At 67.6% G+C, this 23,236-nt stretch carries 21 protein-coding genes; 9 read left to right on the forward strand and 12 right to left on the reverse strand.

What is annotated here, in order from left to right; translation table 11 throughout:
- From DK459_RS26080 to DK459_RS26115, 8 genes are all read right to left on the reverse strand, one after another.
- Nucleotides 1-1,416: amidohydrolase family protein (locus tag DK459_RS26080; protein ID WP_110135279.1), on the reverse strand; the 1,416-nt coding region annotated here is incomplete at its 3' end.
- A gap of 14 nt (nucleotides 1,417-1,430) precedes the next feature.
- Complete coding sequence (locus tag DK459_RS26085) at nucleotides 1,431-2,303, reverse strand: MurR/RpiR family transcriptional regulator (protein WP_006389085.1); 873 nt, start codon at nucleotides 2,301-2,303, stop codon at nucleotides 1,431-1,433.
- Nucleotides 2,304-2,335: 32 nt separating this feature from the next.
- Nucleotides 2,336-3,337 (reverse strand): ABC transporter ATP-binding protein, encoded by a 1,002-nt coding sequence (locus tag DK459_RS26090; protein ID WP_006389086.1) that lies wholly within the window; start codon nucleotides 3,335-3,337, stop codon nucleotides 2,336-2,338.
- A complete protein-coding gene (locus DK459_RS26095) occupies nucleotides 3,334-4,341 on the reverse strand; it encodes an ABC transporter ATP-binding protein (protein WP_054507001.1) in 1,008 nt (335 codons plus the stop codon). Before DK459_RS26095 ends, DK459_RS26090 begins: the two co-directional genes overlap by 4 nt.
- 2 nt (nucleotides 4,342-4,343) lie before the next feature.
- Nucleotides 4,344-5,213 carry an ABC transporter permease gene (locus DK459_RS26100; protein ID WP_070541524.1) on the reverse strand — a complete coding sequence of 290 codons (870 nt, stop codon included), beginning with the start codon at nucleotides 5,211-5,213 and terminating at the stop codon, nucleotides 4,344-4,346.
- A 27-nt stretch (nucleotides 5,214-5,240) separates the two neighbouring features.
- Nucleotides 5,241-6,182, reverse strand: a complete 942-nt coding sequence (locus tag DK459_RS26105) for an ABC transporter permease (protein WP_020924879.1) — start codon at nucleotides 6,180-6,182, stop codon at nucleotides 5,241-5,243.
- An 85-nt stretch (nucleotides 6,183-6,267) separates the two neighbouring features.
- Complete coding sequence (locus tag DK459_RS26110) at nucleotides 6,268-7,827, reverse strand: ABC transporter substrate-binding protein (protein ID WP_006389090.1); 1,560 nt, start codon at nucleotides 7,825-7,827, stop codon at nucleotides 6,268-6,270.
- Between the two features lie 149 nt (nucleotides 7,828-7,976).
- Nucleotides 7,977-9,245: an amino acid deaminase gene (locus tag DK459_RS26115; protein ID WP_006389091.1), complete on the reverse strand. Its 1,269-nt coding sequence runs from the start codon at nucleotides 9,243-9,245 to the stop codon at nucleotides 7,977-7,979.
- Nucleotides 9,246-9,418: 173 nt separating this feature from the next.
- Here DK459_RS26115 and DK459_RS26120 point away from each other — a divergent pair, with 173 nt between their 5' ends.
- From DK459_RS26120 to DK459_RS26135, 4 genes are all read left to right on the forward strand, one after another.
- Entirely contained in the window at nucleotides 9,419-10,210 is a 792-nt protein-coding gene (locus DK459_RS26120) for a deaminated glutathione amidase (protein ID WP_006389092.1), read from the forward strand.
- 134 nt (nucleotides 10,211-10,344) lie between these two features.
- The gene (locus DK459_RS26125) at nucleotides 10,345-11,685 is read left to right on the forward strand and encodes a replication-associated recombination protein A (RefSeq protein WP_047992521.1); all 1,341 of its coding nucleotides are present in this window, start codon (nucleotides 10,345-10,347) and stop codon (nucleotides 11,683-11,685) included.
- 42 nt (nucleotides 11,686-11,727) lie between these two features.
- Nucleotides 11,728-13,074, forward strand: coding sequence for a serine--tRNA ligase (gene serS / locus DK459_RS26130; RefSeq protein WP_006389094.1), 1,347 nt, complete (start codon nucleotides 11,728-11,730; stop codon nucleotides 13,072-13,074).
- A gap of 300 nt (nucleotides 13,075-13,374) precedes the next feature.
- Nucleotides 13,375-13,623, forward strand: a complete 249-nt coding sequence (locus tag DK459_RS26135) for a hypothetical protein (RefSeq protein ID WP_080564301.1) — start codon at nucleotides 13,375-13,377, stop codon at nucleotides 13,621-13,623.
- Between the two features lie 235 nt (nucleotides 13,624-13,858).
- Here the strand turns inward: DK459_RS26135 and DK459_RS26140 are convergent, their stop codons facing one another.
- The gene (locus tag DK459_RS26140; protein WP_006389096.1) at nucleotides 13,859-14,197 is read right to left on the reverse strand and encodes a virulence factor; all 339 of its coding nucleotides are present in this window, start codon (nucleotides 14,195-14,197) and stop codon (nucleotides 13,859-13,861) included.
- A 352-nt stretch (nucleotides 14,198-14,549) separates the two neighbouring features.
- The gene (locus tag DK459_RS26145) at nucleotides 14,550-15,050 is read right to left on the reverse strand and encodes an ASCH domain-containing protein (RefSeq protein WP_006389097.1); all 501 of its coding nucleotides are present in this window, start codon (nucleotides 15,048-15,050) and stop codon (nucleotides 14,550-14,552) included.
- A gap of 191 nt (nucleotides 15,051-15,241) precedes the next feature.
- Here DK459_RS26145 and DK459_RS26150 point away from each other — a divergent pair, with 191 nt between their 5' ends.
- Complete coding sequence (locus DK459_RS26150; RefSeq protein ID WP_006389098.1) at nucleotides 15,242-15,442, forward strand: hypothetical protein; 201 nt, start codon at nucleotides 15,242-15,244, stop codon at nucleotides 15,440-15,442.
- Nucleotides 15,443-15,502: 60 nt separating this feature from the next.
- On the forward strand, nucleotides 15,503-16,702 hold the full coding sequence (locus tag DK459_RS26155; protein ID WP_070541521.1) for an amidohydrolase family protein: 1,200 nt from the start codon (nucleotides 15,503-15,505) through the stop codon (nucleotides 16,700-16,702).
- 14 nt (nucleotides 16,703-16,716) lie between these two features.
- On the opposite strand, the gene DK459_RS26160 is transcribed toward DK459_RS26155, so the two are convergent.
- Nucleotides 16,717-17,595, reverse strand: coding sequence for a LysR family transcriptional regulator (locus tag DK459_RS26160; RefSeq protein ID WP_020924871.1), 879 nt, complete (start codon nucleotides 17,593-17,595; stop codon nucleotides 16,717-16,719).
- A gap of 156 nt (nucleotides 17,596-17,751) precedes the next feature.
- Here DK459_RS26160 and DK459_RS26165 point away from each other — a divergent pair, with 156 nt between their 5' ends.
- The 3 genes from DK459_RS26165 (at nucleotide 17,752) to DK459_RS26175 (ending at nucleotide 20,897) form a co-directional block, all read left to right on the forward strand.
- Nucleotides 17,752-18,879: a mandelate racemase/muconate lactonizing enzyme family protein gene (locus tag DK459_RS26165; protein ID WP_026382307.1), complete on the forward strand. Its 1,128-nt coding sequence runs from the start codon at nucleotides 17,752-17,754 to the stop codon at nucleotides 18,877-18,879.
- Between the two features lie 13 nt (nucleotides 18,880-18,892).
- Nucleotides 18,893-19,801, forward strand: coding sequence for a dihydrodipicolinate synthase family protein (locus tag DK459_RS26170; protein ID WP_070541518.1), 909 nt, complete (start codon nucleotides 18,893-18,895; stop codon nucleotides 19,799-19,801).
- A 118-nt stretch (nucleotides 19,802-19,919) separates the two neighbouring features.
- Entirely contained in the window at nucleotides 19,920-20,897 is a 978-nt protein-coding gene (locus DK459_RS26175; protein WP_054443152.1) for a tripartite tricarboxylate transporter substrate binding protein, read from the forward strand.
- A 15-nt stretch (nucleotides 20,898-20,912) separates the two neighbouring features.
- Here the strand turns inward: DK459_RS26175 and DK459_RS26180 are convergent, their stop codons facing one another.
- Entirely contained in the window at nucleotides 20,913-23,183 is a 2,271-nt protein-coding gene (locus DK459_RS26180) for a TonB-dependent siderophore receptor (RefSeq protein WP_053497009.1), read from the reverse strand.
- Between the last annotated feature and the right edge of the window lie 53 nt (nucleotides 23,184-23,236).

The raw sequence follows: 23,236 nt of genomic DNA on the forward strand, positions 1-23,236 counted from the left end.
CCAGCGGCCGGCGCGGTCGCCGGTGGGCTGGCCTTGGCGGTAGGACAGGACGCCGTTGACCCAGACGGCCTCGATGCCGGCGGCGGTCTGGACGGGGGCGGCGAAGGTGGCGCGGTCGATGACGGTGGCGGGGTCGAACAGGACCAGGTCGGCGTGGAAGCCCTCGCGCACCAGTCCGCGTTCGGCCAGGCCGAAGCGGGCGGCGGACAGGCCGGTCATCTTATGCACGGCTTCGGCCAGCGGGAACAGGCCGACGTCGCGGCTGTAGTGGCCCAGCACGCGCGGGAAGGCGCCCCACAGGCGCGGGTGCGGCATGGGGTCGTTGGGCAGGCCGTCGGAGCCGACCATGGTGAGCCGGTTCGACAGCACGCGGCGCACGTCGTCCTCGTGCATGTTGTGGTAGACGGCGCCGGCCGGTTGCAGGCGCTTCGCCGCTTCCAGCAGCGTCACGTTCCAGTCGGCGGCGATGGCGGACAGTTTGCGGCGGGCCTGTTCGGGGTGCGGCACCGACCAGGTGATGTCGATGTCGAATTCGTCGGTGACCTGCTTGAGGTCGAGCGTGGACGAGCTGGCCGAATACGGATAGCAGTCGCAGCCCACGTGCTGCATGCGGCCGGCGTTCTCCAGCTTGAACAGCACTTCCTTGGTGCGGCCCCAGTTGCCGGCGCCGGCGCATTTCAGGTGCGACACCACCACCGGCACGCGGGCGTGCAGGGCGATGTCGAAGGCTTCCTGCATGGCTTCCAGGATGGCGGCGAATTCCGAGCGCAGGTGGGTGGTGTAGAGCGCGCCGAATTCGTCCAGGACCTCGGCCAGCAGCTTGACCTCGGCGGTGTCGGCCTCGATCGCCGAGCCGTAGGCCAGGCCGGTGCTCAGGCCGATGGCGCCGTGGGCCAGGGCTTCGCGTAATTGATCGCGCATGGCCATCACCTCGTCGCGCGTGGCGCTGCGGTCGAGGCGGTCCATGTGGTTGTTGCGCAGGGCCGTGTGGCCGACCAGCGCGGCGACGTTCACGGCGGGCTGCGCGGCCTCGATGGCGCGGGTGTAGTCGGCGAAGGTCGGGTAGGCGAAGTCGTCGCGCTGGCCCAGCAGGTTCATCGGGTCGGGTGGTTCGCCACGCAGCGAGACCGGCGAGGCGCTGATGCCGCAGTTGCCCACCACCACGGTGGTCACGCCCTGAGACAGCTTGGGCAACATGCCGGGGGTGCGGATGACGTTGGTGTCGTCGTGGGTATGGACGTCGATGAAGCCGGGCGCGAGCGCCAGGCCGGCGCCGTTGATGATCCGACCCGCCGACTGGCCGGACAGGTTGCCGATGGCGGCGATGCGGCCATGGGCCAGCGCCACGTCGGCGGTGTATTCGGCGCCGCCCGAGCCGTCGAGCACGCGGACGTTGCCGATGAGGGTGTCGTACATCTTGGGTTCCAGTTTCAATCGCCCAGCGGCAGCCGGTTGGGGCCGCCGCGGTGCTCGTCCAGCGCCAGCTTGATGCGGCGCAGGCGTTCGCGGTTCTCTTCTTGGTTCAGCATGGCCAGCTCGGTCGACAGCAGGTCGATCGCCAGCATCATGGCGTAGCGCGAGGCCGAGGGCTTGTAGATGAAGTCGGTTTCGTCGGTGCGGATCGGCAGCACCACGTCGGCCAGCTTGGCCAGTTCCGAGGTGGCGTCGGTGACCGCGACGATGCGGGCGCGGTACTGCTTGACGATGCGCGCGGCGCCAACGATTTCCGGCGTCAGGCCGGAGGCCGACAGGATCACCACGGCGTCGCGCTCGTCGAGCGTGGCGGCCACCATGCGCAGCAGCACGGCGTCGCTGTAGACCGCGATCGGGTAGCCCAGGCGCACCAGGCGCGATTGCACTTCCTGCGCCAGCACGGCCGATGCCCCGCCGACCCCGAACACGTAGATCATGCGGGCGCCGTCGACGATGCCGGCGGCGGCCTCGAACAGCGGTTCGGTGAAGGTCGGCAGGTGCGCGCGCAGCGTGCTTTCGATGTCGGCGTAGATGCGCGCGTAGAACGTGCTTTCCTCGGCCGGCGTGCTCTGGTCCAGGAAGCGACTGCCCACGGTGCTGGCCTGCGCCAGTTTCATCTTCAGGTCGCGGGTGTCGTCGCAGCCCACGGTGCGGGCAAAGCGCGAGATGGTGGCGATGCTGACGCCGGCCTTGGCCGCCAGCTGGTCCACGGTGGCGCTGGCGCTCCAGATGATGTTGTCCAGGATGGCGTCGGCGACCTTGCGCTCGGTCACGCTCAGGTCGTCCCGGCGGCTGCGGATCTGGAAGACGATGTCGCGGATGATGTTCATGTGGTGTTCCTGGGTCATGGCGGGCGCGGCCCTTACGCGGCCAGTTCGGGATCGCCGAGGCGCGAACAGGCCGCGAAGTGGCCTGGCCCGACGCTGACGTCGCGCGCTTCGATCGTGGCGCAGGCGTCGATGGCGTGCGGGCAGCGGGTGCGGAAGACACAGCCGGAAGGCGGGTTGACCGGGCTCGGGATGTCGCCCTTGAGCAGGATACGCGAACGCGGCGCGCGCGGATCCGGCACCGGCGCGGCCGACAGCAGGGCGCGGGTATAGGGATGGCGCGGCCGCGCGTAGACCTCGCTGGTCGGGCCGCGTTCCATGACGCGGCCCAGGTACATCACCACCACCTCGTCGCACAGGTAGTCGACCACGGCCAGGTCGTGCGCCACGAACAGCATGGTCAGGCCCAGGTCGCGCTGCAGGTCCTGCAGCAGGTTCAGCACCTGCGCCTGCACCGACACGTCCAGCGCCGAGACCGGTTCGTCGGCCACGATGAAGTCGGGCTCCACCGCCAGGGCGCGGGCGATGCCGATGCGCTGGCGCTGGCCACCGGAGAATTCGTGCGGATAGCGGCGGCGGTGATCGGCGTTCAGGCCGACGCGTTCGAGCAGTTCGCCGATGCGGGCCTCGCGGCGATGCTGCGCCAACTTATGGGTGTCGAGCGCCTCGCCCAGGATCTCGGCCACGGTCATGCGCGGGTTGAGGCTGGCGTAGGGGTCCTGGAACACGATCTGCATGCGGCGGCGCCACGGCAGCATTTCTTTCTCGGACAGTTTGGTGATGTCCTGGCCGTCGAACAGCAGGCGGCCGGCGGTGGGCGCGAACAGGCGCAGCAGGGCGCGGCCGGTGGTGGTCTTGCCCGAGCCGGACTCGCCCACCAGGCCGACGATGGTGTTGCGCGGCACGTCGAAGCTGACGCCGTCCACCGCCCGCACCACCGGCGCGTTGCGCGCCTGCGAGGTGGGGAAGTGGACCTTCAGGTCCTCGATGCGCACCAGCGGTTCGGCGGCGCGCGCGGGTTGGGGGCTTGCGGTCATAGCGGGGTCACCTTGATGCAGCGGGCGTGGTGCTGGGCCTGCACCGGCACCAGTTCGGGCACGTCGCGCCGGCAGTTGTCGTCGGCCAGCGCGCAGCGCGGCGCGAAGGTGCAGCCGGCAGGCAGCGACAGCACGCTCGGCACGTTGCCCGGGATGGCGCGCAGGCGCTCGCCGGAAGCCAGCAGCGCCGCGGTCGGCAGACAGGACAGCAGGCCGCGGGTGTACGGATGGGTGGGCTTCTCGAACAGGTCGTAGACGCCGGCGTCCTCGACCACGCGGCCGGCGTACATCACCGCCACGCGATGCGCGATCTCGGCCACCACACCGAGGTTGTGGGTGATGAACAGAATGCTCATGTTCATCTCGGCCTGCAGCCGGCGCAGCAGGTCCAGGATCTGGGCCTGCACCGTCACGTCCAGCGCGGTGGTGGGCTCGTCGGCGATCAGCACGGCCGGGTTGCAGGCCAGCGCCAGGGCGATCATGACGCGTTGGCGCATGCCGCCGGACATCTGGTGCGGATACTCGCTGACGCGCCGGTCGGCCGCCGGGATCTCGACGCGGTCGAGCATGTCGCGGGCGCGCTTCATGGCCGCCGCGCGCGATCCGCCCTCGTGCTGCAGCACGGCTTCGGCGATCTGGTCGCCCACCGTGTACAGCGGGTTCAGGCTGGTCATCGGCTCCTGGAAGATCATGGCGATCTCGGCGCCGCGGATGCGCCGCAGCGTGGCCGGCGAGGCGTGGGCCAGGTCGTGTTCCTGGCCGCGGCGGTCGCGAAAGCGGATCTTGCCCGCTTCGATGCGGCCGGCAGGCTTGGGCAGCAGGCCCATGATGGACAGGCTGGTGACGGACTTGCCGGAGCCGGATTCGCCGACGATGGCCAGCGTTTCGCCGCGGGCCAGGTCGAAGGTGACGCCGTCTACCGATTTGGCGACGCCGTCGCGGCTGTGGAACCAGGTCTTCAGGCCTTCCACCGACAGCACGATGTCTCGGGTGCTTGCGGTCATGATTACAGCTCCTTGCGCAGGCGCGGGTCGAGCACGTCGCGCAGGCCGTCGCCGACCAGTTGCAGCGACAGCACCGACAGGACAATGGCGATGCCGGGGAAGATCATGATCCAGTCGGCCGAGCCCATGTACTGCTGGCCGGCGTTGATCATGGTGCCCCAGGTGGGGATGTCGGGCGAGACGCCCACGCCCAGGAACGACAGGCCGGCTTCGGCCAGGATCGCGTAGGCGAAGATGAAGGTGCCTTGCACCAGGATCGGCGACAGCAGGTTGCGCAGCACGTGCACGGTGACGATGCGCCAGGTGGACACACCCAGCGCGCGGGCGGCCTCGACGAACGGCAGCTCGCGGATCACCAGGGTCGAGGCGCGCACGATGCGGGCCAGGCGCGGCGTGTAGACGATGCCCAGCGCGATCACCACGTTCACCAGCGACGGTCCCAGCGCGGCCACCAGGGAGATCGCCAGCAGGATGTCGGGAAACGCCATCATCGCGTCGATCAGGCGCGACACGAACTTGTCGGCCGAGCGGAAGAAGCCGGCGATCAGGCCCAGCGCGATGCCCAGCACGCTGGACACGATCACCACCGAGAAGCCCACCATCAGCGACAGCCGGCCGCCGTAGATGACGCGGCTGAACACGTCGCGACCGAAGTCGTCGGTGCCGAACCAGTGCACGGCGCCGGGCGCCTTGAGGCGGTTCATGATGGACAGCTTGAACGGGTCGTAGGGGCTGACCCACGGCGCCAGCAGCGCCGAGGCCACCAGCACGATCAGCACGATCAGGCTGATGAGCACGGTCTTGCGGGCCACCAGCAGGCGCAGCACCTGCCAGCGGTCCGCGCCGGCGTTAACGGTAGTCGGATTAGTCATTTCGGTCGTTTCGTTCGCAATTCATCATCAATAACGGACGCGCGGATCGACCAGCAGGTACAGCAGATCGATGAACAGGTTGATGAGCACGTAGATGGCCGCGATGATCAGCAGCGCGCCCTGGATGACGGGATAGTCGCGGCGCAGCACGGCCGACACCACCAGGCTGCCCACGCCGGGCAGGCCGAACACGGTCTCGGTGACCACGGCGCCGCTGATCAGCAGGGCCGTGGTCAGGCCCAGCACCGTCAGGATCGGGATCAACGCATTGCGCACGGCGTGCTTGAGGATCACGCGGCTTTCCGGCAGGCCCTTGGCGCGGGCGGTGCGCACGTAGTCGTCACGCAGCACGTCCAGCATGCTGGCGCGGATGAAGCGCGTGATCAGCGCCGAGTTCACCAGCCCCAGCACCACCGCGGGCAGTATCAGGTGCGACACGCGCGTGGCGAACGAGGCGTCCGGCCCGCCATAGCCCGACACCGGCAGCCAGCCCAGCTTGACCGAGAACACCTGCATCAGCAGCAGGCCCAGCCAGAAGCTCGGCACGCTGGAGGTGAACATCGAGAACGACAGCACCGACTGGTCCAGAGTGGTGCCGCGCTTGACCGCCGACAGGATGCCCACCGGCAGCGCGATCAGCGTGGCGATGAACAGCGACATCAGCGTCAGCAGCAGGGTTGGCTCGGCGCGGTCGGCCAGCGCCGCCAGCACCGGCTTGTTCATGAAGATGGACTGGCCCAGGTCGCCCTGTACCAGCTTGCCCAGCCAGGAGACGTACTGCACCGGCAGGGGCTGGTCCAGGCCCAGCTGGTGTTCGAGCGCGGCGATGTCGGCCTGGCTGGCCTGGGGCCCGAGCATCACGGCGGCGGGGTTGCCGGGCGTGACGCGGATGATGACGAACACGATGGTCGCGACGATGAACATCACGGCCACCAGCCCGACCAGCCGGTTCAAGAGATAACGCAACACAGTGGCATCCTAAGGATCGGCGCGCCGATGCCGGCGCTGTGGTTCAGGCGGGGCGGGCCCTGAGCGGACCGCCCCGCGGCCTGGTTTACTTCTGCGCTTTCCAGGCGTTCCAGAAGAACGGCCACGGCGCCGGCTTGACGCCTTGCAGCGACGGCGAACGGGCCGCCTGGGCGTTGAAGTCGCCGACCTTCACGAACGGCACTTCGTCATACACGGCCTGCTGCACGTCGGCCCAGCGCTTGACGCGTTCTTCCTGGGTGCGGGCCTGGTTGAAGGCATCCATCACCTGCGCGCGGCGCGGCGTGTCCCACCAGCCCGGCGCGTCCTTGGACGGGAAGTCGATCAGCGCGGGTTCCGGCAGGAACACGCTGTGGGTGATGAAGATGTCCCACACGGCCGGATCCTGGCGGCGCTGCGTCAGCGTGGCCCAGTCGACCACCTGCATGTCCACCGTGAAGCCGGCGGCCTTGAGGTATTCCGCCGCCACCAGCGCCATCTTGTAGTGGAACTCGTACTGCTGGCTGGTCAGAATGCGGATCTTCTTGTCGGCCACGTTGGCGCTGTCCAGCAGCTTCTTGGCCGCGGCGGCGTCGCCCTTGTTGTAGACCTTGCCGCCCAGCGACGTGGCCCACGGGTAGCCTTCCGGATACAGATCACCGTTGAGTTTGTAGAAGTCCTTGTTGCCGAAGGCGGCGAACAGCATGTCTTCTTCGTTCAGCGCCAGTTGCACCGCCTGGCGCACGGCCAGATTGGACATGATGCCCTGCTTGGTGTTGAGCACCAGGCGCGGCCAGCCGAAGGGCTTGAGCATGACCGGGTCGGAACGGCCGCCCTTGAGCTTGTCCAGCGCTTCCACCGGCAGCGAGTCGACGTAGTCGAACTGGCCCGCGGCGGCGGCTTCGGAACGGGTGTTGGCGTTGGCGACCGGCACGAAGCGGATCTCGTCCAGGTATTGCTTGCGGGCGCCGCCGTAGCCGTCGGGTTCGCCTTCGCGCTGCTTGTAGCCCTCGAAGCGGGTCAGTTGGATGTACTGGTCCGGCACGCGCGCCTTGAGCTGGTAGGGGCCGGTGCCGACGATCTCGGTCAGCACCGGGGCGATCTTGCCCTTGGGCATGATCACGGCGGCGGCGTTGTTCATGGCCAGCAGCGCGGTCAGCGGGGCGTAGGGCTGCTTGAGCGTGATGCGGATGGTGTTGGCGTCGGGCGCCTCGATGTTGGCGATGACCTTGGCGGCCATCTTGCCGCGCGTGGCGGTCTCGGTCCAGCGTTTGAGCGAGGCCAGCACGTCCGACGAATCCATCTTGGAACCGTCATGGAAGGTGATGCCCTGGCGCAGCGCGATGGTGTAGACCAGGCCGTCCGGGGTGACTTCGGGCATCTTGTCCGCCAGCAGCGGGGTGAGGTTCCACTTGGCGTCGAAGGTGTACAGCGTTTCGAAGAAGTGCTGCGTCAGGATGCCGACCAGGTCGGCGGTGCTGCTCATCGGGTCCAGCGTGGGCGGCTCGCCGATGGTGGCGACGGAAATCGTGCCTCCCTTGACCGGCGTGGCACAGAGGGCGGGGGACGACAATGCGGTCAAGCCAATTGCGCCGGCCACGAGCAGGCTTTTCAGCCCGCCGCCTTGCCGGGAGGTGCGGAAGTTCATGATTCTCTCTCCAGAGGGTCAAAAACAGGTTGTCGCGTGATTCAGTGAAAGGCCGGTAAGGCGCCGGATGCCCGAGTTCGTTCTTGCCCCCCGGGCGCGGGGCTTGTCGGTAGCGCAACGGAGCGCGCGGCCGCGCCGCGCGCAAAGGCTCAGAAAAAGGTGTCCGCGACGTCGATGACGCGGTACTGCTCGTCCACCAGCAGGACCTGGCGCCACTTGTCGAACGTCAGGCAGGGATGGGAGATGTCGAAGGCGATCATGTCGCCAACCTGGATGTCGTCGTTCTCGCCGATCTGCATGAACGCGTGCTGGTCCATCATGGCGGTGAGCTTCCATTGGGACGGCGCGGCGCCAGGCGCGCTTTGCCCGGGACGGAAATGCAGCGACGGCGTCGGCAGGCCGGCATCGAAGGCGGCGTCGCGCTTGCCCATGGCCACGATGGCGCGGCCGGGTTCGGGCAGCGACTGTACGTAGGCCCAGACCTGCAGCGCGGGTTGCAGGCCCGGCTCCATCTTGTGGGCTACCGGGTTGTGGGCGTTGATGCGCTCGGCGGCCGAACGGTAGACGCCGACGTCGTGCGACAGGTAGCAGCCGGGGCGCAGCACGATTTCCAGCGGCGCGCCGATGTCCAGTTGCGAGAATTCCTCGGCCACCACGTCGAACCAGGCCGAACCGGCGCCGGATATCAGGGCGGGGCCGTTCTTGCGCAGCCGGCCGGTGCTGGCCAGCCCGCGCAGGGCGTCGGTGGCGCGGCGCAGGAAGGCGCGGATCGCGGTTTCCTCCTGCAGCACGCCTTCGTAGACTTCGATGCCGGCCAGCGCCAGCCCGGGCCAGCGGCCGATTTCTTCGGCCACGGCCTGCAGTTGCGCGTCGTCGCGCACGCCGGTGCGGCCGCCGGTCGGGCCCAGTTCGATCAGCACGGGCAGCACCAGGCCCTGCTCACCAAAGTAACGGCCCAGCTGGGCGGCGTTGGCGACGGAATCGACAATGCAGAAGTAGGTGAACGCCGGGTCGCGCAGCAGCTTGGCGATCAGCGCCATGTTGGCGCGGCCGACCAGCTGGTTGGCCATCAGCACCCGGCGGATGCCATGGTTGTAGGCCGCCACCACCTGCGGCGCGGTCGCCAGGGTGATGCCCCAGGCGCCGTTGTCGATCTGGCGCTGGAACAGCGCGGGGCTCATGGTGGTCTTGCCGTGCGGCGCCAGCTTGACGCGGTAGGCTTCCATGAAGCGCTGCATCCATTGCAGGTTGTGGCGCACGCGGGCCTCGTACAGTACCGCCACCGGCAGGCTGACGTCCTCGGCCAGCAGGTTCCAGTTCAGCGCCGCCACGCCGGCGTTGGTACAGGCGGCGGGAAAGGCGCCCAGGCCCTTGCCGTTGGCGTCCAGGGGGGCTGCGGTGATGGAGGAGTGGGGCATGGCGGCGGTTCGTCTCTGGAAAATATTTACGGCAAATCCGTTTTTTTTAATTATCCTGAAAGAAATTTACAAGCGGCAGTTGGGAGTTACCCGTAGTCCGCCGCCGGCGCCGGTTGGCGCGACAATAGGGGCATGTCGCGGCGACCCTCTGCCGCCCCACACAAGGAAGAGTCATGCTGAAAGTCGCTTTGGGCCAGTTCGCCGTCAGCCGCGTCTGGGAAGAAAATGCCCAGGTCTGCGTCGATCTCATGGCGCGCGCCCGTGCTGGCGGCGCCGGCCTGCTGGTGCTGCCCGAAGGCATCCTGGCCCGCGACATCACCGACCCGCAGATCGTGCTGAAGGCCGCGCAACCCTTGGATGGCCCCTTCATGACGCGCCTGCTCGAGGCCAGTCGCGGCTCGTCGCTGGCGACCATGATGTGCGTGCACGTGCCGACCGGCGATGGCCGGGTGTGGAACACCCTGGTCACGCTGCAGGATGGCCGCATCCTGTCGCAGTATCGCAAGCTGCACCTGTACGACGCCTTCACCATGAAAGAGTCGACCAACGTCACGCCCGGCAACGACATTCCGCCGCTGCTGGAGATCGGCGGCGTGAAGGTCGGGCTGATGACCTGCTACGACGTGCGGTTTCCCGAACTGGCCCGGCGTCTGGCGCTGGACGGGGCCGACCTGCTGGCGTTGCCGGCCGCCTGGGTACGCGGCCCGTTGAAGGAGCGGCATTGGGAAGTGCTGGTGACGGCGCGCGCGCTGGAGAACACCTGCTACGTCGCCGCCACGGGCGAGTGCGGCGAACGCAATATCGGTTGCAGCATGGTGGTGGACCCGCTGGGCGTGGTCACGGCGCAGGCCGGCGAGGCGCCGGCGCTGGTGTTCGCCGATATCGATCCCGAGCGCCTGGCGCATGCCCGCAAGGTGCTGCCGGTGCTGGCCAACCGCCGTTTCGCCACGCCGGAACTGGCCTGAAGCGGCGGTTCCCCGCGGGCTCGCCGGGCCCGGCGCCGCAGGCCGGTTCCCGGCCTGGCCGCCAGGGCGGAGGGCGGCCGGACATGTTGTAATACTGGCTTGATTTCCTTGCCGTCTTCCCCCATCTGCTGCCAATGAGCAACGATCTCTTCGCGGCCGATCCCGCCCATCGGCCTTACGTGCCCCTGGCCGAGCGCCTGCGTCCGCGCACGCTGGCCGACGTCGTCGGCCAGTCGCACCTGCTGGGGCCGGACAAGCCGCTGCGCGTGGCATTCGAGTCGGGCCGCCCGCATTCCATGATCTTCTGGGGCCCGCCGGGCGTGGGCAAGACCACCTTGGCGCGCCTCATGGCCGACGGCTTCGACGCCCAGTTCATCGCCATCTCGGCCGTGCTGGGCGGCGTCAAGGACATCCGCGACGCCGTCACCGTGGCGCAGGTGGCGCAGGGGCAGGGCCGCCGCACCATCCTGTTCGTCGACGAAGTGCACCGCTTCAACAAGGCGCAGCAGGACGCGTTCCTGCCCTACGTCGAAAGCGGGCTGTTCACCTTCATCGGCGCCACCACCGAGAACCCCTCGTTCGAGGTCAACTCGGCGTTGCTGTCGCGCGCCCGCGTCTACGTGCTGCAGTCGCTCACGCCCGAGGAACTGCAGCAATTGGTGGACCGGGCCATCGCCGCGTTCAACGACGGCCACGAGGAGGACGCGCGCATCCACATCGACGCCGACGCGCGCGAACAGCTGGCGGCCTGGGCCGACGGCGACGCGCGCCGGCTGATCAGCGCGGTCGAGGTGGTGGCCGAATCGGCCCAGGCCGCCGGCCGCGACACGGTCGACGCGGCCTGGCTCGAGATCTCGCTGTCGCAGAACCTGCGGCGTTTCGACAAGGGCGGCGACGCCTTCTACGACCAGATCAGCGCGCTGCACAAGTCGGTGCGGGGCTCCAATCCCGACGCCGCGCTGTACTGGTTCTGCCGCATGATCGACGGCGGCGCCGATCCCAAGTACCTGGCGCGCCGGCTGGTGCGCATGGCGGTCGAGGACATCGGTCTGGCCGACCCGCGCGCCACCGACCTGGCGGTCAACGGCGCCGACATCTACGAACGGCTGGGCTCGCCCGAAGGCGAGCTGGCGCTGGCCCAGGCGGTGGTCTACATGGCCTGCGCGGCCAAGTCCAACGCCGTCTACAACGCCTACAACCAGGCGCGCAAGTTCGCCGCCGAGCATGGTAGCGCGCCGGTGCCAATCCATCTGCGCAATGCGCCCACCAAGTTGATGAAACAATTGGGCCATGGCAAGGCCTACCGCTATGCCCACGACGAGCCGCACGGCTACGCCGCGGACGAGCAATATTTCCCCGATGGGCTCAAGCCTTCCTTCTACCGGCCGACCGATCGCGGCCTGGAGGCTAAAATCCAGCAGAAGTTGGCATTCCTGCGCGAGCTGGACGCGCAGGAACGCGCCAAGAAACGGTAACGGGCGCCGCCCGTTGCTTCCCGCAATCTCACCGACATCACCATGCTAGACCCGATACTGCTGCGCAAAGACCTGCAAACCGTCGTAGACCGCCTCAAGAGCCGTGGCGTGTCCTTCGACACGGAACGGTTCAACGAGCTGGAGTCTCGCCGCAAGGCGGTCCAGACCGAAACCGAATCCCTGCAAGCCCGCCGCAACGCGCTGGCCAAGCAGATCGGTCAACTCAAGGCCAAGGGCGAGGACGCCAGCGCCGTCATGGCCGAATCGCAGGCCGTGCCCGAGCGCCTGAAGCAGTTGGAAGAAGAGCTGGCCGCCCTGCAGCAACCGCTCAACGAGCTGCTGATGTCGGTGCCGAACCTGCCGCACGCCAGCGTGCCGCTGGGCGAGTCCGCCGACGATAACGTCGAAGTGCGCCGCTGGCTGCCGGCCGCCGCGGGCGCCGATGGCAACCCGCCCGCGCTGCCGTTCGAGGCCCGCGACCACGTCGCGCTGGGCGAACCGCTGGGCCTGGACTTCGATACCGCCGCCAAGCTGTCGGGCGCGCGCTTCTCGTTCATGCGCGGTCCCATTGCCCGCCTGCACCGCGCGCTGGCGCAGTTCATGCTCGACCTGCAGACCGGCACGCACGGCTACACCGAGTGCTACACCCCGTACATCGTCAACGCCTCGACGCTGTACGGCACCGGCCAACTGCCCAAGTTCAAGGATGACATGTTCGCCGTGTCCAAGGGCGGCGGCGACGACGATCCCAAGGTCGACGAGCACGGCAAGCCGTTCGTGCGCGAAGACCAGTACCTGATCTCGACGTCGGAAATCACCCTGACCAGTGTGGTGCGCGACACCATCCAGGCCGCCGCCGACCTGCCGCTCAAGCTCACCGCCCACACCCCGTGCTTCCGTTCCGAAGCCGGCAGCGGCGGGCGCGATACCCGCGGCATGATCCGCCAGCACCAGTTCGACAAGGTCGAAATGGTGCAGGTCACGCAGCCCGACCAGTCCTATGAGGCGCTGGAGGGCATGGTCGGCCATGCCGAGCGCGTGCTGCAGTTGCTGGGGCTGCCGTACCGGGTGATGCTGCTGTGCACCGGTGACATGGGGTTCGGCTCGGCCAAGACCTACGACCTGGAGGTGTGGCTGCCGGCGCAGAACACCTGGCGCGAGATTTCGTCGGTGTCCAACTGCGAAACCTTCCAGGCGCGCCGCATGCAGGCGCGATTCCGCAACGCCCAGGGCAAGCCCGAATACGTGCATACGCTGAACGGCTCGGGACTGGCCGTGGGCCGCGCGCTGGTGGCGGTGCTGGAAAACCACCAGCAGGCCGATGGCAGCATCCTGGTGCCCGAGGCGTTGCAACCTTACATGGGCGGCCTGACGGTATTGAAGCCTTGACCCTGGCTGGAGCAATCCACAAATAAAAAACGGAGCCCGCGGGCTCCGTTTTTTATTGTTCGCCAGGACCGGGCACGCCACTTGCTGATTATGCAAGTCGACCACACGGCGGATGGGGCGGGAAGTCCGGCCTATTTATGATCGAGACATATTTCTGTCGCGTCCGTGGATTATGTTGGCGGCGTGACTGCCTGATTTTGATGTGAGCAATTGTGTATTTTCAATAAAAGGGCCGGATAGTTCGGCACAATACATCTGCGTTTTACACGCCTCATTCACACATATAACAAGGAGTTGTCCATGACTTCAAGAATGATTGGAGATTTTCGGGTGAGATGCGCTGTGAGTCAGGATGACGAGCAGGGCTACCGCGTGCAGATATGGACCCGCCGGGTAGGCGGAACCGCACCGGAAAAATGCTGGACCGTGCCGGGGCAGGCGCCATTCGCAAGCCTGGACGAAGCGGAACAGGAAAGCCGGCAACTGTTTGAAGAAATCAACGGCGTTCGTTTCAACGGTGAACCGGAGTTTGCTCATGCGTCCGCATAATGGTTGGTGGCGGGCGTCGAGCGCTCCGCGCCGCTGGATCGATCTCGTCCAGGAATCGCCGCGTTGGGCCGTTGCCAAGCCCAATCCGGCGTCGCAGCAACCGCCCGCCGTCATGACGGGCAAGTCCGTCCAGGTCCCCACGACCTGACACGATTCCCGCCGGGCACCGGAAATTGCCCCGCAGGAAAAAAGGCCACTCCTGGGAGTGGCCTTTGTTTTTCGTGCCGTCGCGGGATCAACGATGCCAGCCGCCGCGACCGTGGTAATAGCCTCGATCGGGACCACGCCAATGGCCTCGATGGCCGCCCCAGTAGCCGCCCCCGCGGATATAGACCGGGGCGGGGTACACGACCGGCGGCGCGACGTAGACGGGCGCCGGACGATAGTAGACCGGGGGCGGCGGCGCGTAGACGGGCGCCGGGGCCACATAGACCGGGGCGGGAGCCGCGTAGACGGGGGCCGGGTAGACCACCCCTGGCACGCCAATCGAGATGCCGACGTCGACCCGGGCCAATGCGACGCTGGAGATCAGCAGGCCGGCGGCGCCGACCCCTGCGATTAACCATTTTTTCATGTTGCACCTGCCTACTGCGTGACGCAGCAAAGTTGAGTATTCGTTGACGCTATTTTCGACCTTTTCGGCGCGGCGAAGGTAAGCGACCCGTCCTCAATAGCGACAATCCGCAACGGTTGCCACCGTGCCGGCGGCGCCGATGTTGCGCCGCGTCAGCCCGCTCCCACTCTGGCGAACCCAGGGGTGAAATCGACTGAAATAAAGCGGCGCCGACTTCGGCGCGGCGGACGGGTTACAGGTAGTCACCATCAGCGCGGACGGATTCCCCTGTCGGCAACACCGGTACGCCTGCGCCAAGGCGGTGCCCCCGAACCATCGCCTCGCTCCGGATGGTCGTTTTCCCGATTTCGCCCTAGCGCTCGTCAGGCTGTTGGCAGCGGAATTCGACCACCCAGACCCAGGGATTGGCGGCCCAGGCATGCGCGCCGTAGCGCTCGCACCAGGTCAGGGCGAACGCGGTCTGCAGGGGCACGCCCGGCAACAGCGCCGAGGAGTGATAGAGCGCCTGCGTGCCTTCGGCCCGCGCATCCGCTTCGGACAGTCTCTGCAGGCGCTGGATGCGCACGCCGACCACGACGGCGGTGGCGAAGGGTTTGCCGGATTCATCCTCGAGGGTGATGCTTTCGCCGGATTTGCCATAAGGGCAACTTATCCAGGGGGAAGTCTTGCGCAACTCGCCCTCGCCTTCCGCGGGACCCATGGCGACCCACTTCCCGGAATCGGCCGCGTCGGCATACCAGGCGGTTGTCAGCTTGGTGGGCTGCGGTTTGACGATGCGCCGGGTTTGCACTTTATAGCCATCGAGAATGGCTTGCTTGAGTGGCTCGCTGAATTGGAGTGCTTGCCTTTTCATACCTGTGTTGTTCCCCTCACGTCCGACGCTTGCATACCAATGGTGCTGCGGCCGCGTCGACACGTGCCAACATGGCGGGCTTTCCGAAACCTCGCATGAAACAGTATGACGCGTCGCAATCGTCGTGTCAGGCAAAGGGTTACTTGTGTGTCTTTTTGAATACGCCCCGGCGTTGTTTGTATACTCGGGGCATGAATACTGACCTGCATGATCTCAAGCCCGGTTACTACTGGTACACCATGGCCAACGACCCGCTGGCCGTCATCCATATTCACGACGACGGCGGCGCCACGTTGATGGGCACCGACTATCGCCTCAGCGCCGAAGGCGTCGCGGACATGCTCCGCCAGGGCCAGCGCTTCTTCTGGATCGAACCGCCGCAGCAAGCCTGATCCGGCCGCCGCCCGGATACCCGGCGCATGCAGGCGAGAGGCGAGGCCAAGGACGTCCCCATGACCGACATGTTGTTAAACGACGTTCGACTGCTCGATGGCGCGGCGGTCGACGTATTGATTTCCCGCGGCCGTATCGAACGCATCGGGCCAAACCTGCAGGCGCCCGCCGGCGTGGCGCGCGAGCCCGGGGCGGGCGCGCTGCTGTTGCCGGGACTGGTCGAAGGGCACACGCACCTGGACAAGACCACCTGGGATTCTCCGTGGTACGTGAACCAGGTGGGCCCGGCGCTGACCGACCGCATTGACAATGAACGTGCCTGGCGCGCCGCCAGCGGCCATGACGCCGCCAGCCATTCGCGCGCGCTGGCGCTGGCCTTCCTGCGTGAAGGCACCACGCGCATCCGCAGCCACGTCGACGTCGATACGGATGCCGGCCTGCGTCACCTGGAGGGCGTGCACCGCACGCGCGCGGCGCTGGCCGGCCGGGTCGAGATCCAGACCGTGGCGTTTCCGCAATCCGGCCTGCTGGTGCGGCCGGGCACGGCGGCGTTGCTGGACCGGGCGCTGGCGGAGGGCGCGGACGTGTTGGGCGGACTCGACCCTTGCGCCATCGACCGCGACCCGGCGCAATCGCTCGACGTGCTGTTCGGCCTGGCCGACAAGCATGGCAAGCCGCTGGACATCCACCTGCACGAACCGGGTGAACTGGGCGCGTTTTCGCTCGACCTGATTCTGGACCGGGTGCGGGCGCTGGACATGCGCGGTCGTGTCGTCATCAGCCACGCGTTCTGCCTGGGTGGCGTGGATGCCAGGCGGCTGGATGGCCTGCTCAAGCGCCTGGCGGCGCTGGACGTGGCGCTGCTGACCACCGCGCCGCCGTCGCGGCCGGTGCCGCCGCTGCGCGCCTGTCGCGACGCCGGCGTGACGCTGTTCGGCGGCAACGACGGCATCCGCGATACCTGGACGCCCTATGGCAGCCCCGACATGCTGGCGCGCGCCATGATGATCGGCCTGCGCAACGACCTGCGCCGCGACGACGAGATCGGCTGGGTCTTCGACTGCGTCAGCACCGCCGCGGCCCGCGCCTGCGGATTCGCGCACTACGGGCTGGAGTCCGGCGCGCGCGCCGACCTGGTGCTGGTGGCGGCGAGCGGCGTGGCCGAAGCCGTGGCGCAACGCGCGCCGCGCCGCCTGGTGATCTCGGGCGGCAAGGTGGTGGCGCGCGATGGCCGCTTGCTGGATGACGCGGCGGCGTAGGCGCCGCCTGGCCGTCAGCGTCGCGCGGCCGCCTGGTCCTCGGCCAGTTCCACGAATACCCGCATCAATTCGGAACGCACCCCCGAGCGCGGCCAGATCGCGCCGACCGTGCGCACCGGACAGGGCGCCGGTAGCGGCCAGCGCTTGACCGGCGCCGACACACCCGTGGTGGCCCAGTCGGGCAGCAGCGCCACTCCCAGCCCCTCCGAGACCAGCTTGGCGATCGAATCGATGCCGTCCAGCTCGAAGCGCACCTGCGGCCGCAGGTCGCGGGCACGCAGGTAGTCGTCGGCCATGCGGCCGCCCACCACGCTGCGGTCGTAACGGATATAGGGTTCGCGCGCAATCACCGCAAGCGGGTCGCGCACCGGCATGTCGACCGGGGTCACCAGCACCAGCGGCTCGCGCCGCAGGTCGCGCCAGACGCAGGACTTGGGAATGGCGAACAGCGGATGCACCAGCAGCGCGCCGTCCAGCTCGCCCGACAGCACCTTGCCGTAGAGCAGGGTGGTGGGGGCCGGCTCGATATAGATCTCGATGTGGGGATGGCGCGCCGCCCAGGTGCGCAGCACCGGCGGCATGATGCCGGTGAGCGCGGTGGGCGTGGCGCCCAGGCGCAGCGGGCCGGCGGGCAGGTCGGACTCGGTGGCCGCCGAACGCAGGTCGCGCAGGTCGCGCAGCACGTTGCGGGCTCGTTCCAGGATGCGGGTGCCGGCGGCGGTGGGCTTGACCGTGCGGCCCGAGCGCGCGATCAACGCGCTGCCCATGTCCGCCTCGAGCGCGCGCAGCCGCTGCTGCACCGTGGCGGGCGTCAGCCCCTGGTGGCGCGCGGCCTGCGCGATGGAGCCCAGCTCCACCACGTGCACATAGGTCTGCAGGAATCTCGAATCCATCGTCGGGCTCTAAAAAGATGCTTTTTCCATATTCTAAATATGGTTCAAGATAATTGTTTGTTTCTTTGGTGGCGGCAAGAATGCGTCTGAGCGTTGCGCCGGCGCAAGGCGCGCCGGCCGTGCAACCCGCAATATTCCCCTCATCAGGAGCCAACCGTGCCCATCATTGAATCCATCGACGTTTGCGCAGCCGCCGTGCCTTTGGACAAGGTCACCTCGTTTTCGAACCGCACCGTCTCCACCCGCCACTACGGACTGGTGAAGGTCCGCAGCACCGACGGCATCGAAGGCATCGGCTTCTGCTACGTCGGCAGCGCCGGCGGCGCAATCTTCGAGGCCGCGGTGCAAAGCCTGCTGGCGCCGGTGCTGCTGGGCAAGGATTCGCACGCGGTCGAGGGGCTGTGGCAGGCGATGTACCAGGAGGCCCTGCTGCAGGGGCGCCAGGGCACGGTGATGCGCGCGATCAGCGCGCTGGACATCGCGCTGTGGGACTTGAATGCCAAGGCCGCCGGCCTGCCGCTGCACAAGTTCCTCGGCGCGGTCGAGTTGGAGTCCGTGCCGGCCTACGCCAGTGGCGGTTACTACCTGGACGGCAAGACGCCGCAGCATCTGGGCGAGGAAATGGCCAGCTACGTCGCCAAGGGCTTTGCCGCCGTCAAGATGAAGACCGGCCGCCTGTCGCCGCGCGAGGAAGAGGCGCGGCTGAAGGCGGCGCGCGAGGCCGTCGGTCCCGACGTGGAACTGATGATGGACTGCAACAACGCCTGGCAGGACGTGACCCAGGCCATGCAGTACATCCGCCGCTTCGAGCAGTACGAGCCATACTTCATCGAGGAGCCGTTCGGCCCCGACGACATCGACAGTCACGCCAAGCTGGCGCGCCTGACGCACCTGCCCATCGCCACCGCCGAGATCGGCTATGGCCGCTGGTACCACAAGGAACTGCTGGACAAGGGCGCGGCCGGCATCCTGCAGACCGACGCCGCGGTGTGTGGCGGCATCACCGAATGGAAGCGCATTGCCGCCACCGCCGCCAGCTACGGCGTGGTGGTCTGCCCGCATTGGTTCCACGACGTGCACGCGCCGCTGGTGGCCGCCACGCCCAATGCGCGCTATGTTGAGTTTTTCTGGGACGACCAGGTCCTGAATTTCCGCAAACTGGTGGATCGCCAACTGAGCCACAAACAGGGCCGTGTGGTGCTGCACCAGGAGCCGGGGTTGGGATTCGGTTTCGATGAACGCATGGTCGAGCGCTACGGCAAGTGGACCCGCATCGGCCGCTGACAGGAGAGTCTTCATGAGCACACGCGCCGCGGACCGGCCGCAAGGCGTCTATTCCCCGGTCCTCACGCCCTTCAACGCGGACCTGTCGCCCAGCGTGCCGCGCTTCGTCGGGCATTGCCGCGCCCTGCTGGAGCAGGGCGCGGGCCTGGCGATCTTCGGCACCAACTCCGAGGCCAATTCGCTCAGCGTCGCCGAAAAGCGCCAATTGCTGGATGCTTTGCTGGAAGCCGGGCTGCCGGCCGCGCGCATGATGCCGGGCACCGGCGCCTGCGCGTTGCCGGACGCCGTGGAGCTGACCCGTCATGCCGTCAACGCGGGCTGCGGCGGGGTGCTCATGCTGCCGCCGTTCTACTACAAGGGCGTCAGCGACGAGGGCCTGTTCCGCGCCTATGCCCACGTGATCGAGCGGGTCGGCGACGAACGCCTGCGGATCTACCTGTATCACATCCCGCCGGTGTCGGGCGTGCCCATCAGCCTGGGCCTCATCGACCGCCTGCTGGGCGAGTTCCCCGGTATCGTCGCCGGCATCAAGGACAGTTCTGGCGACTGGGGCAACACGGCGGCGATGCTGCGGGACTTCCAGCCGCGAGGCTTCGACGTGTTCGCCGGCACCGAGACCGTCCTGCTCGAAACCATGCGGGCCGGCGGCGCGGGCTGCATCACCGCCACAGGCAACGTCAACGCCGCGCCCATCGTCGCGCTCTACCGCGCCTGGCGCGAACCCGACGCCGAAGCGCGGCAGCGCGCCCTGAACGACACCCGCGCCATTTTCCAGGCCTATCCGATGATCCCGGCCATGAAGGCGGCCATCGCGCAACGACGCAATGATCCGGTCTGGGCCACGGTGCGGCCGCCGCTGGTGGAGCTGACCGCCGCGCAGGCGGCGCAACTGGCCCAGCGGCTGGCGGTACCCGCGGCCTGAGCCGCATCGCAGGACGCCGCGTCATCGGCCGGCCACCTTGAGTGGCCGATGGAAGGCGAGGGCGGGCAAGGTTTACCAACAGTCGCCGGGCACGAACCCGGCGCGCGAGGAGACACGTATGCAACGTAGGGACTTCATTACCGGCGCCGCGGCGCTGGGGGCGGCGCTCGTCCTGCCGTCAGCCCGGGCGCAGGAGCTGCCGCCGGGGCCGGTCAAGATCGTGGTCGGCTTTCCGGCCGGGGGCGGCACGGATGTGCTGGCGCGGCTGCTGGGACAGAAGCTGGGCGTGATGTGGAACATCCCGGTGATCGTCGAGAACCGCGCCGGCGCGGCCGGCATCATCGCCGCCGAACAGGTCGCGCGTCAGCCGGGCGACGGCCACACCCTGTTGATGGCGCACGTCAACAGCCACGGCATCGCGCCGGGCCTGCAGCCCAAGCTGACCTATTCGGCCGAACGCGATTTCTCGCCCATCGCGCTGGTGGGCAAGACGCCCACGCTGCTGATCGGCGGCGCGGCGCAGCCCGCCAGGACCCTGCCCGACCTGGTGGCGCTGTGCCGCGCGCAACCCGGCAAGATCATCTTCGGGTCGGCCGGCAGCGGATCGGCGCAGCACCTGGCGCTGGAGATTTTCAAGGCCCGCGCCGGCATCGACGTGCTGCACGTGCCCTACAAGGGCTCGGCGCCGCTGATGAACGATCTGCTGGGCGGCCACGTGCAATATTGCTTCGAGGGCATGACCACGGCCACGCCGCTGATCCAGTCCGGCAAGGTGATGGCGCTTGCGCAGACCCTGCAGCAGCGCTCCAGGAGCCAGCCCGATGTGCCGACGGTGGCCGAGCAGGGCTACCCGGGCTTCGAGGCCAGCATCTGGTTCGGCATGGTCGGCCCGGCCAGCATGCCGGCCGACATGGTCGCGCGCATGAACCGGGACATCGACCGCGTGCTGGCTATGGCCGACGTGCAGGAAAAGCTGGCGCAGGTGGGCGCGGAAGACGGCGGCGGCAGCGCGCAGCGATTCGCCGATTTCATGCGCGCCGAGCAGCGCAAATACGCCAAGACCATCCAGGACGCGAAGATCGTGGCGGAAGGTTGAAATCGGCGGCCGGGATCAGAAATCCACGGTTGCCGACAGCATGACCGTGCGCGGCGCGCCCATGGCCAGGCTGGTCCATTGGGGCATCGACCAATAGGCCTTGTTGGTCAGGTTGTGGACGGTGGCGCGCAAGGTCAGCGGTCGGCCCGCCACCTTCGTGGCATAGCGCGCGCCGACATCGTAGATCGTGCGTCCCGCCACCGACAGCGAATTGGAGGTATCGATGTACTGCTTGGATGCCGACGTCGCGTTGGCGGTCAGCGTCAGGCCGCGCAGCTGCGGAACATCCCATTCCGCGCCCAGTTTGCCTTGCAGCTTGGGAACTCCGGTCGCTGTGTTGCCCTGGTTGATGCCGCCGGCCGTCTTGGTCAGCTTGGGATCCATATAGGCAATGCCGCCCATCAGGCGCACGCCCTCCAGCGGCGAGCCGAAGAAGGTCCATTCGATGCCGCGGTTGCGCTGTTCCCCGCCGAAGGAAAAGGTGTTGGTCGCCGGGTCGGTGTAGCTGCTGGGGCGGGTAATTTCATACAGACTCAGCGTGTGCGCGAAATCGCCCAGGTCGAGCTTGAGGCCGACTTCCTTCTGCTTGCTCTTGTAGGGGGCGAACACCTCGCCCGCATTGGCCGCGCTGATCGGGGCAGTGGCGCCCTGGCTCAGGCCTTCGATGTAGTTTGCGTAAATCGAGAGCGAGTCGGTGGCCTTGAACAAGATCGCGGCCGCGGGGGTGATGGCGCTTTCGTCGTAGCGCGAGGTGCGCGCGCCGGTCGCGACGTTGTACGAATCGGCCACCACCTGCTGGTGCCGCGCGCCCAGCGTCAGCTGCACCCGGCCATCGGCGAAGGACAAGGTGTCGGCCAGTCCATAACTGCTCAGGCGCAGTTTGGTCTTCGTGATCTGCGGCGCGATGAACGTATCGGGCGCGGGACCCCATACCGGGTGGTAGATGTTGGTGATCCAATCGGGGCCGAGCGCGTTGCGCCGGCCGAATTGCTCGTCGGTGTGAGCGTAGTAAGTGGCGTTCAGTGCCCATTCATGGGCGACGGCGCCGGTGCGGAACTTGCCGCGCAAACCGGCCTCGGCCGACTGCTTCTCGACTTCGAAGCGCAGGTCGCTGACGTTGGTGCGATAGTCGCCGGCGTTGTTGAAGACCTCCACCGTTTGTACGCTGGTTGTCTTGTACTTGGTATCACTGGTGCCTACCGCGGCGTAGGCCGTCAGTTGGTCGCTCAGGTCGATCTCGCCACGGGCCATCAAGCCTTCGTCGCGGGTGTCGAAAAAGGCCCAGGTCGGGTTGAGCAAGGTATCGGGCTTCGGCGGCTTGGGCACGCTCACGCCGCGCGCCAGGTTGATGCCCCGGGTTGGACCGTCCACGCGGTCCTGGCTGCTGTAGACGTCGATGGAAATGCGGGCCCGGTCGGCGCGCAGGTCCAGTCCCAGCGCGGCCAGCTGGGACTTCTGGTCCTGCTGCTTGACCGCCGTACCGCCATCCCGGTAGACGCCATTGAAACGAATGCCGAACTGCTGGTTCTCGCCGAAACGCCGACCCAGGTCGATATGGCCGCCGAACTGCGAGTCCGACATGTAGGTCGCGGTCAGGCTCGCTACCGGCACGTCGCCGGCCCGCTTGGGCACGAGGTTGACGGCGCCGCCGACCGAGCCGCCCGGCGGCATGCCGTTGAGCAGGGCCGAGGGCCCTTTCAGGACCTCGATGCGCTCGAACATCTCGGGCGAGGCGCGGTAGTAGGGCGAGATGCCGTAGAGCCCGCCGAACGAGACATCGTTGATGTTGGAACTGAAGCCGCGGATCGAATAGTTCTCGGCGATGGTGCCTTGCACGCCGGTGGAGAACACCGAGGGATCGGTGGCGGAAATCACGTCGGTGATGTCGCGCGCTTGCCGGTCCGCGATGAATTTGTCGGTGTAGCTGACGGTGCTGAAGGGCGTTTCCATGAAATCCTTGTCGCCCAGCATGCCGACACGGCCGCCGGTGGCCACCTGTCCGCCGGCGTAGGGCTGCACGGTTTCGCCCTGCCCATGGACGGTGACGGCCTGCAGGGTGGTTACGCCCTCCGCCGTGGCGGCCGCGCGCGGGGTTTCAGGGGCGTCCGCGGCCAAGCCGGCAGTCTGCGCCCGCGCGGACGGAACCGCCGCCGCGGCGAGTATCACGCCCAGCCAGATCGCCGCCTGTACGGCGGCCGCGGTGCGGTTCAACTCGAAGGCGGTGGTGCGGCGGATAGCCTGCGGCGCGGGGAGGGCGATACGGTTTTGACGGCACAGTGCGTTCATGCCGATTCCTTTCAATGTAGGTTGAAAAATTGCTTCGGTTTGAAAACAAGAAA

It is taken from the genome of Achromobacter sp. RW408 (genome assembly GCF_003184165.1).
GTDB classification, from domain to species: domain Bacteria; phylum Pseudomonadota; class Gammaproteobacteria; order Burkholderiales; family Burkholderiaceae_B; genus Achromobacter; species Achromobacter xylosoxidans.

Bases quoted from the DNA above. Each gene is read 5' to 3' on its own strand.
- DK459_RS26160 (WP_020924871.1), bottom strand. From the start codon at position 17,595: ATGGATTCGAGATTCCTGCAGACCTATGTGCACGTGGTGGAGCTGGGC.
- DK459_RS26125 (WP_047992521.1), top strand. From the start codon at position 10,345: ATGAGCAACGATCTCTTCGCGGCCGATCCCGCCCATCGGCCTTACGTG.
- DK459_RS26100 (WP_070541524.1), bottom strand. From the start codon at position 5,213: ATGACTAATCCGACTACCGTTAACGCCGGCGCGGACCGCTGGCAGGTG.
- DK459_RS26150 (WP_006389098.1), top strand. From the start codon at position 15,242: ATGAATACTGACCTGCATGATCTCAAGCCCGGTTACTACTGGTACACC.
- DK459_RS26115 (WP_006389091.1), bottom strand. From the start codon at position 9,245: ATGCCCCACTCCTCCATCACCGCAGCCCCCCTGGACGCCAACGGCAAG.
- DK459_RS26090 (WP_006389086.1), bottom strand. From the start codon at position 3,337: ATGACCGCAAGCCCCCAACCCGCGCGCGCCGCCGAACCGCTGGTGCGC.
- DK459_RS26135 (WP_080564301.1), top strand. From the start codon at position 13,375: ATGACTTCAAGAATGATTGGAGATTTTCGGGTGAGATGCGCTGTGAGT.
- DK459_RS26175 (WP_054443152.1), top strand. From the start codon at position 19,920: ATGCAACGTAGGGACTTCATTACCGGCGCCGCGGCGCTGGGGGCGGCG.
- DK459_RS26145 (WP_006389097.1), bottom strand. From the start codon at position 15,050: ATGAAAAGGCAAGCACTCCAATTCAGCGAGCCACTCAAGCAAGCCATT.
- DK459_RS26110 (WP_006389090.1), bottom strand. From the start codon at position 7,827: ATGAACTTCCGCACCTCCCGGCAAGGCGGCGGGCTGAAAAGCCTGCTC.
- DK459_RS26170 (WP_070541518.1), top strand. From the start codon at position 18,893: ATGAGCACACGCGCCGCGGACCGGCCGCAAGGCGTCTATTCCCCGGTC.
- DK459_RS26140 (WP_006389096.1), bottom strand. From the start codon at position 14,197: ATGAAAAAATGGTTAATCGCAGGGGTCGGCGCCGCCGGCCTGCTGATC.
- DK459_RS26180 (WP_053497009.1), bottom strand. From the start codon at position 23,183: ATGAACGCACTGTGCCGTCAAAACCGTATCGCCCTCCCCGCGCCGCAG.
- serS (WP_006389094.1), top strand. From the start codon at position 11,728: ATGCTAGACCCGATACTGCTGCGCAAAGACCTGCAAACCGTCGTAGAC.
- DK459_RS26155 (WP_070541521.1), top strand. From the start codon at position 15,503: ATGACCGACATGTTGTTAAACGACGTTCGACTGCTCGATGGCGCGGCG.
- DK459_RS26095 (WP_054507001.1), bottom strand. From the start codon at position 4,341: ATGACCGCAAGCACCCGAGACATCGTGCTGTCGGTGGAAGGCCTGAAG.
- DK459_RS26120 (WP_006389092.1), top strand. From the start codon at position 9,419: ATGCTGAAAGTCGCTTTGGGCCAGTTCGCCGTCAGCCGCGTCTGGGAA.
- DK459_RS26085 (WP_006389085.1), bottom strand. From the start codon at position 2,303: ATGAACATCATCCGCGACATCGTCTTCCAGATCCGCAGCCGCCGGGAC.